Origin of the sequence: Paenibacillus urinalis (genome assembly GCF_028747985.1) — a bacterium.
GTDB lineage: Bacteria > Bacillota > Bacilli > Paenibacillales > Paenibacillaceae > Paenibacillus > Paenibacillus urinalis.
This window is the reverse complement of the sequence record NZ_CP118108.1, coordinates 4,695,976-4,710,463: the sequence shown is the minus strand read 5'-3', so window position 1 is coordinate 4,710,463 and position 14,488 is coordinate 4,695,976. Positions and strand designations below refer to the sequence as shown.

The 14,488-nt window shown below is 44.2% G+C and carries 12 protein-coding genes; 6 read left to right on the top strand and 6 right to left on the bottom strand.

Annotation, left to right across the window (positions count from 1 at the left end; translation table 11 throughout):
* Window positions 1-23 precede the first annotated feature (23 nt).
* The 3 genes from PUW25_RS21820 to PUW25_RS21810 form a co-directional block, all read right to left on the bottom strand.
* Window positions 24-1,469: an SLC13 family permease gene (locus PUW25_RS21820; protein ID WP_238546476.1), complete on the bottom strand. Its 1,446-nt coding sequence runs from the start codon at window positions 1,467-1,469 to the stop codon at window positions 24-26.
* Window positions 1,466-2,647 (bottom strand): glycerate kinase family protein, encoded by a 1,182-nt coding sequence (locus PUW25_RS21815; RefSeq protein WP_047913678.1) that lies wholly within the window; start codon window positions 2,645-2,647, stop codon window positions 1,466-1,468. The genes PUW25_RS21820 and PUW25_RS21815 overlap by 4 nt, the downstream gene beginning before the upstream one ends.
* A gap of 277 nt (window positions 2,648-2,924) precedes the next feature.
* Window positions 2,925-3,695 carry an SDR family NAD(P)-dependent oxidoreductase gene (locus tag PUW25_RS21810; protein WP_047913679.1) on the bottom strand — a complete coding sequence of 257 codons (771 nt, stop codon included), beginning with the start codon at window positions 3,693-3,695 and terminating at the stop codon, window positions 2,925-2,927.
* 171 nt (window positions 3,696-3,866) lie between these two features.
* On the opposite strand from PUW25_RS21810, the gene PUW25_RS21805 reads away from it, so the two are divergent.
* The gene (locus PUW25_RS21805; RefSeq protein WP_047913680.1) at window positions 3,867-4,454 is read left to right on the top strand and encodes a TetR/AcrR family transcriptional regulator; all 588 of its coding nucleotides are present in this window, start codon (window positions 3,867-3,869) and stop codon (window positions 4,452-4,454) included.
* 121 nt (window positions 4,455-4,575) lie between these two features.
* Here the strand turns inward: PUW25_RS21805 and PUW25_RS21800 are convergent, their stop codons facing one another.
* On the bottom strand, window positions 4,576-5,499 hold the full coding sequence (locus PUW25_RS21800) for an ArsR/SmtB family transcription factor (protein WP_047913681.1): 924 nt from the start codon (window positions 5,497-5,499) through the stop codon (window positions 4,576-4,578).
* 260 nt (window positions 5,500-5,759) lie between these two features.
* Between PUW25_RS21800 and PUW25_RS21795 the strand changes: the two genes are divergently transcribed.
* The 4 genes from PUW25_RS21795 (at window position 5,760) to PUW25_RS21780 (ending at window position 10,136) form a co-directional block, all read left to right on the top strand.
* Window positions 5,760-6,734 carry a glycoside hydrolase family 43 protein gene (locus tag PUW25_RS21795; RefSeq protein ID WP_047913682.1) on the top strand — a complete coding sequence of 325 codons (975 nt, stop codon included), beginning with the start codon at window positions 5,760-5,762 and terminating at the stop codon, window positions 6,732-6,734.
* A 267-nt stretch (window positions 6,735-7,001) separates the two neighbouring features.
* Window positions 7,002-8,243, top strand: a complete 1,242-nt coding sequence (locus tag PUW25_RS21790; RefSeq protein WP_047913683.1) for an extracellular solute-binding protein — start codon at window positions 7,002-7,004, stop codon at window positions 8,241-8,243.
* Between the two features lie 139 nt (window positions 8,244-8,382).
* Window positions 8,383-9,258, top strand: a complete 876-nt coding sequence (locus tag PUW25_RS21785) for a carbohydrate ABC transporter permease (protein ID WP_047913684.1) — start codon at window positions 8,383-8,385, stop codon at window positions 9,256-9,258.
* A 32-nt stretch (window positions 9,259-9,290) separates the two neighbouring features.
* Window positions 9,291-10,136 carry a carbohydrate ABC transporter permease gene (locus PUW25_RS21780; protein WP_047913685.1) on the top strand — a complete coding sequence of 282 codons (846 nt, stop codon included), beginning with the start codon at window positions 9,291-9,293 and terminating at the stop codon, window positions 10,134-10,136.
* 105 nt (window positions 10,137-10,241) lie between these two features.
* Here PUW25_RS21780 and PUW25_RS21775 read toward each other — a convergent pair whose 3' ends face one another.
* Together PUW25_RS21775 and PUW25_RS21770 are read right to left on the bottom strand one after the other, a co-directional pair.
* Window positions 10,242-10,601: a hypothetical protein gene (locus PUW25_RS21775; protein ID WP_274337505.1), complete on the bottom strand. Its 360-nt coding sequence runs from the start codon at window positions 10,599-10,601 to the stop codon at window positions 10,242-10,244.
* A 209-nt stretch (window positions 10,602-10,810) separates the two neighbouring features.
* On the bottom strand, window positions 10,811-12,520 hold the full coding sequence (locus PUW25_RS21770; protein ID WP_047913687.1) for a glycoside hydrolase family 13 protein: 1,710 nt from the start codon (window positions 12,518-12,520) through the stop codon (window positions 10,811-10,813).
* Between the two features lie 223 nt (window positions 12,521-12,743).
* Between PUW25_RS21770 and PUW25_RS21765 the strand changes: the two genes are divergently transcribed.
* Complete coding sequence (locus tag PUW25_RS21765) at window positions 12,744-14,462, top strand: spore germination protein (protein WP_420799959.1); 1,719 nt, start codon at window positions 12,744-12,746, stop codon at window positions 14,460-14,462.
* The last annotated feature ends 26 nt before the right edge of the window (window positions 14,463-14,488 follow it).

Here is a 14,488-nt window from a genome sequence, read left to right as displayed (position 1 = left end):
CAGGAGTTTTTTTTACTGCTATATCAGAGACTCAGTCCAGTCCACTGCCAATACGTAAAGTAAAACAGCATCATGATCAGAATATAGATCGGCATGAGGAACAGACTGATTCTCAAGAGCTGACGGGCATCGTAGGAGGCTTCATTTTCCTCGTAAAATAAGAGGAGTGCCTTCGAGCTTACTGGAAAGGTAACGCAGTAGTTCAGACCAACGAGACTTAGAAAAACCGTCGCTGCCGGATTCAGTCCCATACTCTCACTAAACATCAGTAGGCCAGGAATAAAGACGATTGCGCGTGTCGTATGTGATGTAATGTATAAATGGCTTGTGACCGTAACCAGGAGGATCATAAGAACGATGAGCCACTCTGGAGCATCTGCAATTAGATGAAGGGTATGCATCATTCTGTGCTCGATCCAGCCAATCACTCCGGTATCCATCAACACCTGTCCGAGTGCAGTTGCACAGGCAACGAACATGATCAAGCTTAGCGAGACGGATTTCATTCCCTCCTTCCAGCCAATAACTCCGTATTTTGGCATCATAACGAACAGGGCACCAGCCATCGTAACAAAGGCGATATCGAAGCCGTGAATGCTTTCCGTTACCCAGCCGATGATTAAGAGGGGAATGAGGATTAGCATCTTTTTTTCTTTATCATTAAAAGGCTGTACCGCCTTGTCATAATCCTCCTGAGTCTGCTGACTTGGATTCTCTTCTTGAATGATATCCTTCGGCCACAGAACCCACTCAATAATACAAACTGTACAGGCTGTAATGACAAGGGTAAATGGAACTCCCCAGACAAACCACTGAGTGTAGGATATCGACTGATCTGTGGTGCTCTCCAGCAAACCGATTCCAATGAGATGAGAGCCTGCTCCGATCAGCGTAGCGGAGGTACTCATTAAAATAACAACGGGGGCCAGGACAGCGAGTACTTTTTGTTCTTTATTAGAAAATGAACCTCCCAGCTGCTGAAGGATCGGCAAGGATAGTGCTGCTCTTCCTGAAGTCGAAGGGATGAAGAATGCAGTGACTGCAAAGAGGCAGCTTAACCTATACAGAACACCACCCTTATTACTGGAGTGTTTCAGTATAAGGTTAGTCCATCTTGCCGTCATACCTGAATTCTTCGCCGCTGCGCCAATAATAAAGGAGCCGGCCATGAGCCACACGACTTCTTCTGCAAGTGAATGGTACAGTAATTCGGGTTCAGCCGCATTCAATATAATGACAAACATCGTATGAGACAGGGCGATGAATCCAGCAGGTATCTTGGTTGTAATCCATAAGATCATGGCAGACAAGAAGACGAATAGAGCAGCCTTTCCTTCGTAATCCAAGCCATTCATAAACAGGATGACAATTAGCATGATTAGGTGTATACCGCAGGAGATGCGTGACTTAGGGGATGCTTGGATCCATGCGAGAGTATTCGTAAGCTTACGCTCTATTGTAGAGATCATCGCCCGCCTCGTTCACGATATTTTTTGTGTGCAATCCCTAAGCCAATCGTAACCTGTCTTAATACGCATTCCGTGCTGTCCTCGATCCATTTTGGTGCTTTTCTCATGGCCTCTTCCATCGATACAGGTCTTGGAATAATGCTGCTGTAGGCATCTATTCCCGCCTGATAATTAAGGGCTGCTCCCTTGCCGATCGTCCCAGTGAGGGCGATGACGGGAATGTTATTCTTCTTAGCGATTCGGGCTACTTCTGAAGGGATCTTACCATTTGGCGTTTGGAAATCAAGACTGCCTTCTGCCGTCAGCACGACATCTGCATGTGCAATTTTTTCTTCGATCTGGATATAGTCCTTGATAATACTGAATCTGGGGTGAAGTCGTGCACCCGTAAATGCAAGCAGTCCTGCCTCTAATCCTCCTGAGGCGCCTCCACCGGGAGTTTTACGAACATCCGTCTCTACAGCTTCCTGGATGAGACAAGCATAATGCTCAAGTGCGTTGGATAGTATATCGATCTGTTCAGGAGTCGCGCCTTTCTGAGGTCCGAACACCCGGGCAACGCCCTGATCTCCGCACAGGATATTATTCCAATTACAGGCGACATCGATTGATACGTCATGAATTCTAGCATCCAGGGCAGAGGTGGATATCGAGCTTACCTTTAACAAGTCTTCTCCGCCATGAACATGGATCGCTTCACCAGCTTGATCTAAGAACTGTACACCGAGTGCCTCGGCCATACCCGCTCCTCCATCCGAGGTACCGGAGTCTCCGCAGCCTATGAGGATATGGTCCACGTTCAGGTCGAGTGCGCCACGGATTAACTCCCCTACACCAAATGTCGTCGTCTTCAAAGGGTTACGCTGTGTACGGGGAACTAGCCGTAAACCGCAGACTGCAGCCATCTCTATGACAGCTGTCCGTTTACCGTTTTGCTCATAAACTCCAAAATAGCTGTCTATTCGCTCACCTACAGGACCGGTTACATGTTGTGTTATTAGTTTCCCTCCTTTCAGATTAACAATCGTTTTCGCAAAACCTTCACCTCCATCAATCATAGGGATCACGTCCATTTGAATCGAAGGGTCGAATCGCTTAACCCCGCGCTTCATGGCGCTCGCGACCTCTTCGGCATCGAGACATTCCTTAAAGCCCGACGGTACAATGACAATTTTCATTTATAATTCCTCCAATGAAGAACATTTTTGTACTTCAGGATTTGTGTAAAATCCTTGTTAAATAATGTACATTTCGTAAATGAGAGATCCATGAGAGGAGCATTAGAAATGAGATAGAAATAGGAAGGAAAATGAGAAGAGGGTCATTATAATAAGAGACAAGCTGCCAATTACCATAAATTATTTTACCGATTCTGAGGCTGGTTTTTGATATACTGTATATTTGGAAACAAATAAAAGAACCGAAGAGATTCTCTTCGGTTCCTGTACTTGATGATTAACGGGAGGTATAACCTGCATCCGCGTGAATGGTCGTACCCGTAATATAGGAAGCCGCATCAGATGCCAGCCATAGACTGGCCTGAGCGATTTCACCCGGTTGTCCAAAACGATTAAGCAGGCTCAGCTGAGGCGCATATTCTTCTTCAGTGAACCCGAATTGTTCTAATGCACCACGAAGCATAGGTGTGTCGATCGCACCAGGAGCTACCGAGTTTACTCGGATATTTTGAGCGCCGTATTCCAGTGCAGCTACTTTGGTCATGCCCACTACACCGTGCTTGGCTGCAACGTAAGCGATATTGTTCGGCTGAGGACGGTAACCGCTTACGGATGAAATGTTGATGATGGAACCGCCATTTCCTTGTTTTACGAGCTGTTGCAGTTCATACTTCATGCACAGGGCAGCGCCTTTAAGGTCGACGGCCATTAAGCGATCCCAATAAGCTTCATCAAATTCAGCCGCCGGTTTGTCGTCAGGTGTAAGTGCTGCGTTGTTGACTGCAACATCAAGCTTGCCATAAGTATCAACCGTAAACTTAACCATGGCCTGTACTTGCTCCGAATTAGAAACGTCAACTTTGACGAAGGCTGCTTCGCCGCCGTCTGCTTTGATGGACTCGGCTACAGCATGTCCTTTTTCTTCGTTAAAATCTGCAATGACGACCTTTGCTTTGGCTTCAGCAAATAGTCTGGCTGTGGCTTCGCCCATGCCCATAGCGGCACCTGTGACGATGGCTACTTTACCTTCTAATACAGGGAATGTCATATATATGCCTCCTAGTAATCGCTTTATTTTCTCTTCGTCTTCACTATATATGGAGAATTTGTGACTATCAATGAACAGTCATTCCTAGTGTGTTTGTTACTGTACAAATCCATACTCTTTGTATAGTGTGATTTTCAAATCATGTATTTATAAGAACCGAGGTGCCATACCATGACGGGAATAGATAAGCGTGTCCAGCGCTCGAAGGATGCGATCAAACAAACTTGTCTGGACCTATTGTTCCACAAACCGTTTGACCAGATTACAATTTCTGAAATTGTGCGTATTGCGAATTATAATCGAGGAACCTTTTACGCCAATTTCGAAACGAAGGAAGATCTGCTTGAGGAAATAATTAAAGATGTCCTTGAAGAGATGGTTCATCAGATAAGGCATCCTTACAAATCCGATATAAAAGTGAATCTCCATGAAATGCCAATCGAGAATATTACCTTGTTCTCGTACTTCAAACACAATGCAAAACTGTACAAAATGCTGCTGAGTGACCATATCCGGGTGGATTTTCGTTATCGTATGGCGAAGGCCATCGAGGAGCTGTTTATTATGGAATATGTTTATGAGCTGGATGAAGGGACCCATGTGGATCCGAAGTGGCTGTACATTTTCCGGGCACACGGTATAGCTGGATTTATCATTCGCTGGATCGAAGAGGGATTCAAGGAATCTCCGGATTATATGTCTGAGCAGATTGTAGAGTTGATGCTTGTATCAACCAAGACCTTTTATGTGAAAAAGTAAATGGATGTCATCTGATATCGTGCAGACGTAAGAAGACATAAAAAAAGACATCGAGCTCTGCATGGTAAATGCACAGTCTATCGATGTCTTTCTGCTTAAAGAAAAGCCAATCTAAAATTGATTATTCCGGTTTCTCACTATTCGTGGTGTAGTACAGACGGAAGATGATGTCTTGATTATGATTACCGAAGCCGGAGCCAAACAATGTGACACCGCCAATATGTTCAGCATCTTCTTTGACAGCAATACGGAAGGACCAATAGCTGTTACGGATGCCGATATCATCAATCGTGACGTCCGACAACTTGATGCCGTCCATGAATGTGCCTTCTTTTTTTATAATGAGATGCTTCAGTAAGCCGTACTGATTTACACTTTCAAACCACCAAGGCGGGTTCAGCTTGCCTTTGCCCCCAAAATCTCCAGGGCTTGTCCACATCCCTACCTCGACACCATTCACAATAAATGTAATATCAGATGGCCAATGATTATTGGTCAGCGGAGCTTCAGAAGAGATCTCCATTGATATTTCCAATTCTTCAGGAACCTCGTCGCCCATCAGATAGTTTGGAATTTTATACTCGACATAACCTTGTCCGAACCACAATATTTTGGCATTGAGACGATCCGGATCGAGAAAATAGCGTGGATCATCAAAAATGCCAATGACGGAGTCCCGGGTGCATATTCCGCAGGTAGGCTGGATCTGTACATCAGTAAAGTGACCAATGGATATTTCGGTCTTACGAATCTCTCTCGGAATGACATCCTTGATCGGGAATGCGATTTCAAGATTGTCCATACTGAGGGAGCATACCTTCTGGGCGGCACCGCCCTTGCCAGGAGCCATCGTTGATTCGATGATTCCGGCCTTCTCCAGTTTCTTTACATGCATAGTCATAATCGCACTGCTAAGCCCTAGCGCTTCTGCTAGTTCTTTAATGTTCATTGATTTCTGTGACAAGAGATGAACGATTTGAATCCGTACATTACTGGAGATCGCCTCAAATATATGCAAATTCTGTTCAGTTAAATCAATTCTCAATGTTATTCCTCCGAACGGCGATGATTTATTAATGTATATGTAAATCATACATGTAGAACTTTATAATATATGATTCTCCGCACGTTCACAAGGTATTATTCGACTAAATAAGAGAAGATTAAGGAAAATATAAATGAATAATGAAAATGTAATTGACAGGGGAAACAATTCATTCTAATATTTAGGTAAATTAATGAATGTATATATGAATTAATAAACAAATGTGTAAATCAATTCGATGAGACAGGAGATTGACATCCATGGGAAATGAAATTCAATTTGTTAACCCTATTATACCTCAACGGGCTGATCCTTGGGTATACAAACATTCAGATGGCTATTATTATTTTACAGGCTCCGTTCCGGAATATGACAGAATCGAAGTTCGCAGAGCGAAGACGATTCAGGAACTGGGAGAGGCCGAGCCGGTTGTAGTGTGGCGCAAATATGATGAAGGTATGATGAGCGCAAATATATGGGCTCCCGAAATTCACTTCATAGATAATAAGTGGTATATCTACTTTGCCGCAGCCAGAACAACAGAGACGGTGGAAGGGCTGTTTGATCATCGGATGTTTGTCTTGGAGAATGCTTCAGAGAATCCATTAGAAGGCGAATGGACGGAGAAGGGCCAGATCAAGACGAAGTGGGAATCCTTTGCACTGGATGCTACGTCTTTTGAACACAAAGGTAAGCGCTATCTCGTGTGGGCTCAGAAGGATCCTGATATTGTCGGGAACTCCAATCTTTATATAGCTGAGATGGAGAATCCATGGACTCTTAAAGGAGAACAGGTTATGATTGCCGAGCCGACTCATGATTGGGAGAAGATCGGATTCCTCGTAAATGAAGGGGCTGCTGTGTTACATAGAAATGGCAAAATTATCATCTCCTTCTCAGCGAGTGCTACAGACTATAATTATGCTATGGGACTGATGTACGCAGATGAGGACAGCGATCTTCTGTCGCCGGACAGCTGGACTAAGCTGCCTGATCCTGTATTTGTTACCAATGAAGAGACAGGACAATACGGACCGGGGCATAACAGCTTCACTGTTTCTCCGGACGGGTCTCAGGATATCATCATTTATCATGCAAGAAACTATAAAGAGGTTGAAGGCGATCCATTGTACGATCCGAACCGTCATGCACGTGCCCAAGTATTCGGCTGGAACGAAGACGGGCTTCCGGACTTTGGTGTTCCTGTTCCCGATGGTGGGGTTGTAAGCCGCTAAATCAGCGGCTTACAAATAAATTTGCGTGTAATGGATAAAAGTGGTTGACAATGAAAGCGCTATGAATTATGCTATGTTTACAAAAACATTAATCATTAACATAAATGTTATTAATGTTTTTATGCCTGTAAGGGAGCACTCCTAGGCAAGCTCCTCCGCAGCAGATCAGCAACCTTGAAAGTTAAAGTAAAAGGCAGCCCATGATTTAAATCTTTGAATACGGTTTCATGAAAACATTGATTTTGAAAAGCACTGGGGGGTTCTTAAATGAATCGTAAAAAAGGTCTTTTGACAATCGTTTCTATGCTTCTGATGGTTATCGTTCTTGCTGGCTGCAGCAGTGACGATAAGAACACAATTACTTTTTGGACACCGTTAACTGGTGAAGACGGAGCTTATATGGATCAGCTCGTTAAAGAATATAATGCGACTGAACCAGAAATGAAAGTAAAACATGTAATTACCTCTGATATGTATACGAAATTATCCACAGTAATTAACTCCGGTAAAGGAATTCCAGATTTGGCGATTATCCATGCAGACCGCGTACCTGGTTATGTGAAGCAGAATGTACTTGAGCCAATGACAGGCATCCTGTCCGCACAGCCTGAAATTAACGAAAACAACTATCTGCCTCAAGCATGGTCAACAGGTACGATCGATGGAACGCAATACACAGTTCCTCTGGATATCCACGCGAACGTAATGTACTACAATAAGGATCTGCTTGCGAAGTACGGTGCAGAATCCTTCCTTGATGATAACAATGTAACAGTAGAAGAAATCCTGTCTCTCCAAGGGAAAATGGAAGAGGGAGATTATGTCGTCAATGATGCACTTCTGGGTTGGGCTATGCTCGGACAGCTGCAGAACTTAGGCGGCGATGTACAACAAGATGGTCAACCGGCCGTAAATACACCTGAGATGAAACAAGCGTATGAGTCCGTTAAGCAAATTGCAGATGCAGGCCTGATGACTCCGTTTGGTGAAGATGGTTACCTGATGTTCCAGTCCGGCAACGTTCTGTTCTCCACAGATGGAACTTGGAGTTCAACCGCTCACGCTGGTGTGGAAGGCTTGAACTTCGGTGTGACGAATGTATACTCTGCAAGCCCTGATAAATTTACAAACCGTTCTTCTTCCCACTTGTTCGCGATGCTGACTAATGAAGCAAGAACAGATGAGAAGGAAGCAGGAATCGGCAGCTTCCTGGAGTTCATTCGCCAGAACTCCATTGAGTGGGCCAAAGCAGGACAGATCGTAGCAAGTAAGCAAGTATTTGAAAGTCCTGAATACCAGGATTATATGCAATCCTTCTTTACAACAGACGAGAAGCAAATTGAATCTCTGTACATCTACACTTATGAATATTATCCATATGTAGCTGAAGTCGTAGATAAGTACTCTAATGATATCATTCGAGGCAACGTAGATATGGATGAAACCTTACAGACGATGCAAAAAGAAGTCGAGGATAAAATTGCTCAAGGCAGCACCGGGGCTCAGTAAAACAAACGACTAAACAAGAATATATAGGATGAACTGAAGATGACTCAGGGTTCAACATTCATCTTTAGTTCATCGATTTAGTACAAAGTAATGTGCCATTTATGGCACATTACTTTTCCAAAAGGAGAATTGAAAGGCTATGAAGAAGAGATCCTTTGCCCCTGTTTTCTTTGTTGGGCCCCATCTTATACTATTTCTGATCTTTATTCTGATACCGACGATCTACGGTATTTATGCTTCGTTTACTCAGTGGAATTTAATCAATGACCCGGTTTGGGTTGGTCTTGATAACTATAAAACGATTCTTTTTGATAGTGAATCTACGTTTAATTATCAATTTTACAATGGTTTGAAGAATACACTGCTCTTTGTTCTTTTAAGTGTTCCGATCTTGATCGTAATCCCTCTGATGATTGCTGTGGCACTGGAGCATAAAAAAGTGAAATTGAAGGGAACTATTCAATCGATCATTTATATTCCAGGCCTCATTTCTATTTCTGCAGCTGCACTGATCTGGTCACTCATATTTAATAAGCAGTTAGGTGTTACCGGTAATGTATTCGGATCGGATACGGTCTGGGCTACAAATCAGCCGTATGCTTGGATTATTATCATTGTCATTACCGTTTGGGGCGGAGTTGGAGGTAACATGATTATCTACCGTGCCTCTATTAATGGTGTTTCCAAGGATTTGTACGAAGCTGCTGAGATGGACGGGGCAGGTTCTGTTCGCAGATTTTTCAGCATTACATTGCCGTCTATTCGTTTCCCGCTTATTTATACCTTTGTTATGACAACTGCCGGCTCCTTTAACGTATTTGGTCAGCCGCTCATGATGACTGACGGCGGACCGCAGCAGAGCACACACGTACTTATGATGTACATCAGACAACTCGCATTCGGTTCAGGTGAATCCTTGGCTGGTATGGCATCTGCTATGGCAGTGCTGCTGGGTCTCGTTATTTTGGTTATTTCGGCATTGCAATATTATGTAATGAACCGAAATGCGAACTAGGAAGTGGATACGGAAGGGGCAGATGGTTCAAAATGAAAAAGAAAATCAATATTTCGAAATATATATCGTACCTATTTCTTATAGCGATTTGTGTCATTTGGGCGATTCCTGTTCTATTTGGGATTACGACATCGTTTCGTTCCCAGACGGAAGTGGTTTCGACCGGCTTCAGATTGCTGCCGGTTGACTGGGACTTCAATAACTATGTGACCATATTGGAGAATACGTCTACTGCTCCGATCTTGCGCTGGTTAATGAATTCTTTGTTTATTGCGATTTCGCACACAGCACTCGTTATTGTCATTATCTCGATCACAGGTTATGGCTATACACGTATGAACTTTAAGGGAAGAGACGCTTTGTTCTTTACCTTACTCGGGATTTCGTTCTTCCCAGCGGTTGTAAACCTGATTCCTTCTTACAAGATCATTGAAACACTTGGCTGGGTAAATACGGCATGGGCGATGATTATTCCGGGTCTTGCCGGTATGGGGAACATCTTCTTGGTAAGACAGTTTATGAAGGGCATTCCACACGACCTTGATGAATCTGCTCGCGTGGACGGAGCCGGTGATTTCAGAATTTATTTCTCTGTCATACTGCCGTTGGTTAAACCGGTACTGGTCGTTTGCGGCTTGTTCTCATTCATCGGTTCCTGGAATGACTTCCTATGGCCGGTTATCGTATACACGGATGTTGAGAAAATGCCGATTACGGCAGGCTTGCTCTTGCTTCAAGATATTTATGGTAACTATCGCCTGATTGGACAACTCATGGGATCTGCAATGCTTGCAATTATTCCTACACTAATACTATTTATCTTTGCACAGAAATACTTTATGCAGTCCATTAACCTGAACTCAGGTATTAAAGGTTGATTGAGAAGACTGCTGAATAGGACACCGTTCAAGTCCGATTCAAAGTCCAAGCGAAAAGAAGCCTTCTCCATAACGGAGAAGGCTTCTTTTCGCTTGATCTATATATTATCCCAGATAGATATCTCTTGGAGCACATTCTTTTATCGTCTGCTGGTTAACCCGGTGCTCCTCGATGTAGGAGTCAATAATATGCCCTAATTTCTTTACAATTTCTTTCTTGGTTTGATGTATGTAATTCTCAGAACAGAACGCCGAGCAGACGATGGTCCCATTCGCATAAGATTTAGTATCCATGGTGATCGTATTTAGTTTCTCCTTATATAATCTTTTGACAGGTCCGTTCTCTTCCCGGATTTCGTAATAACGGTTTGTCTCAATAAGCAGCTTCCAGGGAATCACAAGCAGTTTGAATTGATCTTTTTTTAACTCAGCAGATATTTTATAGATTTGAATTGGTGCGCTCATCGTGGATTAAAACCTCCTTATATCGGAACAAGACCCTTTTTATATGATTTGTAACAAAGACTATTAATATGGAAATTATATCATCTGAAAGGATCATATCCCAATGTAATATATGGTAATCTACGGTTTTCTATATGAGCTGTTACAACGTCGAAAGCAGCCCAATCCGAAAACTAAGAGCTGCTCTCGTACTCATCAGTTGGAGGGAATCAGTGAAGTGAAGGTGCCAGCACAATAGCCTCATACGGCTTCAGAACACCACTCTTGAGATCAATTATTTCATTCGGTTCTTTGTAATTCCCTATAAGCAGGCGGGGATCCGAGAGTCGTTCTATATCATTCGAATCAAGGGAGTAAGCTGCTTCTTCCTCTGAGAAGTTAAGCAGAACGAGCCAAGTCTGATCCTCAAATAAACGCAGATACGCAAAAACTTGAGGATGATCGGTTAGAATTGCCTTATACTCTCCGTAGGTGAGTGCAGCATGGTTTTTACGAATATTAATAAGCTGTCGATAGTAGTTTAATACGGAATAGGGATCTGATTCCTGTTCCTTGACATTAACCTCCTTGTAATTTGGGTTTACTGGGAGCCAAGGCTCGCCGGTAGTAAATCCAGCATGAATGCTCTCGTCCCATTGCATAGGGGTCCGTGCATGATCTCTTGCTTTTCTTCGAATTCGCTGCATGATCTTCTCTTCATCTTCCCCTCGTTCATTGACCATGACATCGTAATAGGCAATTGCCTGCTGCTCTTTGATATCATCAATCGAATGAAGCTTAGGATTGTTGGTCATCCCGAGCTCATCACCTTGCAGCATAAAAGGGGTTCCTTTTAACGTATACAGCATGGTACCGATCATTTTGGCGGATTGGACCCTGTACTTACCCGGGTGGCCAAAGGTATTGACCAGCCGGGGCTGATCATGATTGCTGAAGTAAAGTCCGAACCATCCGCCGGGGTCGCCGACGTTTTTTTGCCATTTCTGCATGACCTCCCGCAACTCGTCAAGTGTCCATTCTTTTTGTTTAAATTCATCTTCTGGAAGATTACCGAGCGTAGTAGCTTCAGGAGAGATGACCATGGACAATTCTTTGCGATCCGGGTGTGTATAGTCGAGTACATCCTGCTCACTGATATAGGACATTTCACCCGCAGTGAAAATATCGTAATGAGAGAACACTTTCTCATGCATTTCCTGCAAATAATCGTGAATATTCGGTCCATTCTTAATGAAGGGCTCACCGTTCGATTGCAGTCTCGATAGATTCGAGTCAGGGAAGGTTTGATCCTTGGAGATTGCATTCACTGCATCGATACGAAATCCGTCAATGCCTTTATCCAGCCAGAATCGCATCATCTTATACATGCTTTCGCGCAGATCAGGATTGTCCCAATTCAGATCCGGCTGAGTCGAGTTATAGAGGTGCATGTAATATTCCTCATTCTCTTCATCAAAGGTCCAGGCAGACTTGCCAAGATAAGAGGTCCAGTTGTTAGGAGGGCCGCCGTCTGCTCCGGCAGGTCTCCAAATGTAGTAATTCCGGTAACGACTATGCTTGTTAGAGCGTGATTCTCTGAACCAGGGATGCTGATCGGAAGTATGGTTTAAGACCAGATCCATGAGAAGTCCCATCTCTCTGTTGTGAACCTCCTCCAGCAGCAGATCAAAATCACTCATCGTTCCGTATTCAGGCTGGATCGCATAATAGTCGGTAATGTCATAGCCATGATCAATGTCCGGCGATTTGTAAATGGGATTCAGCCAAAGGGCGGTTACTCCTAAACTCTGCAAATAATCTAGCTTGGAAATAATTCCAGGCAGATCTCCGATCCCATCCCCGTTACTATCTTTAAAGCTGCGCGGATAAATTTCATATATGATGTTTTGCTTCCAGGCTTTTTTGTACTTGATATGCATGAAATACCCCTTTCCAATTCAATTGAGTATTGCATAGAGTTAATACCCGAAAATGAACAGGGAAAATCGTCAATGGTACGCCGGCAGATTTGTAAGCAATGGCTGGTCTTTTGGATGGATGTCTAGAGTGAGCGTCATCTTCCAATTAAAGAATGATTATGAGGGTTTGGGGTTAAAATACAATCGATCCTATACAATCCATCACAGCAGGGAGTTTTTTAAATTGTGGGAAACCCTATTATCCTATTTCCCTGACGGGGGAATGTGGATCCAGGCAGCTGTCGTATTCGTCCTTCCGGTTGTAATGATGAAGGCTGCTGCTGACCTTAATCGTTATGTGAAAGCAACGAACCGGAGCAAGAAGGCGAACACCTCCTCCGGTCAAGTAAGCAGTTCTCCCGAACAAGACAACAGTTCCGGTCAGAGTAAAGAAGCTGAACAGACAGAGCAGGAATCCAGTCAGCCGCTCACGGGGAACTACGATTCAGATATGCAGCTGATACAAAAGAGCATCGGCGACAATTCTGACGTGCATATCAGGGAATTTGTCATTAAGGGCTTGAACAATCGAGCTGCCATTATCTATGTAGATGGTCTGACGGATCCTGATCTGATCAACACCCATGTCCTTGCTCCGCTGATGAGAGAGGGAATACCCCAAGATGAAGCAGAGAAACTTCATTCGAGTGAGGATTTGGAGAAATATTTGCAGCAGCAGCAGCTTCCGGTCATCGGAATGATGGAATCTAAACAGCTCGGTATAACCGTGGAGAAGATGCTGGCAGGCTATGCGGGTTTGCTCGTTGACGGAGCTTGTGGCGTGATGATTGTAGGCTCCCCCAAAGGCAAGCAGCGAAGTGCGGAGGAGCCTTTGTCAGAGGCTCTGCTTCGTGGTCCGAGAGTCGGCTTCACGGAAAAATTGAATGATAACACAGCACTTCTGCGGCTGCATGGTCGAAATAGCAGTCTCCAAATTACCCAGCTCGAAGTAGGAAATCGTGTGAAGAAGGATATTGTCATCGCTTATATGAACGATATTGCCGATTCGCAGCTGGTAGAAGAAGTTCAGAAACGAATTGAACAAATCAGCATTGATGACCCGCTCGAATCGGGATATATTGAGCAGCTGATTGAAGATAACTGGCTCAGCCCCTTTCAACAGACCCAAAACACCGAAAGGCCGGACAGAGTCATTGGTGCTCTATTGGAGGGACGTGTCGCTATTCTTCTGGATGGAACTCCCTTTGCCTTAATCGTACCTGTATCCTTCAGCATGCTGCTGCAGTCACCAGAGGATTATTATGAACGCTGGGTTTGGGGAACCTTCATCCGGCTCATTCGCTATTTGGCTGCTCTCATCGCTTTGCTTGGACCTGCGATGTATATCTCTTTTATATCGTTCCATCCGGGGCTTATTCCTACCAAGCTGGCACTCACCATTATTAATACAAGGGCTGGTGTTCCCTTTCCTTCGATCATCGAAGCACTGATTATGGAGGTCGCTATTGAGATTCTAAGAGAAGCAGGAATAAGACTGCCTAAGCCGGTCGGACCCGCGATGGGTATCGTTGGCGGTCTCATTATCGGGGAAGCAGCCGTCCAGGCGGGCATTGTCAGTCCGCTTCTGGTCATCATCGTAGCAGTAACGGCAATATCCTCCTTCTCTATTCCGATGTATAGTGCCGGCATTATCATCCGAGTGCTCCGTTTTGGAGCCATGTTCAGCGCAGCGCTATTCGGACTATTTGGGGTCATTATGTTCTTTTTGCTGCTATGTAGTCATCTTGTAAGACTCAAGAGCTTTGGTGTTCCATATACCGCTCCGATGATCTCCTACAAGCCATCCGACTGGAAGGACTTTATCGTTCGAGCTCCCATGTTCATGATGAGCAAGAGGCCCAGCACGACGAGGGGCAAGGACCGGGATCGCATGAAATCATAAACTTTGGCAAATAGAAAAGAGTGATG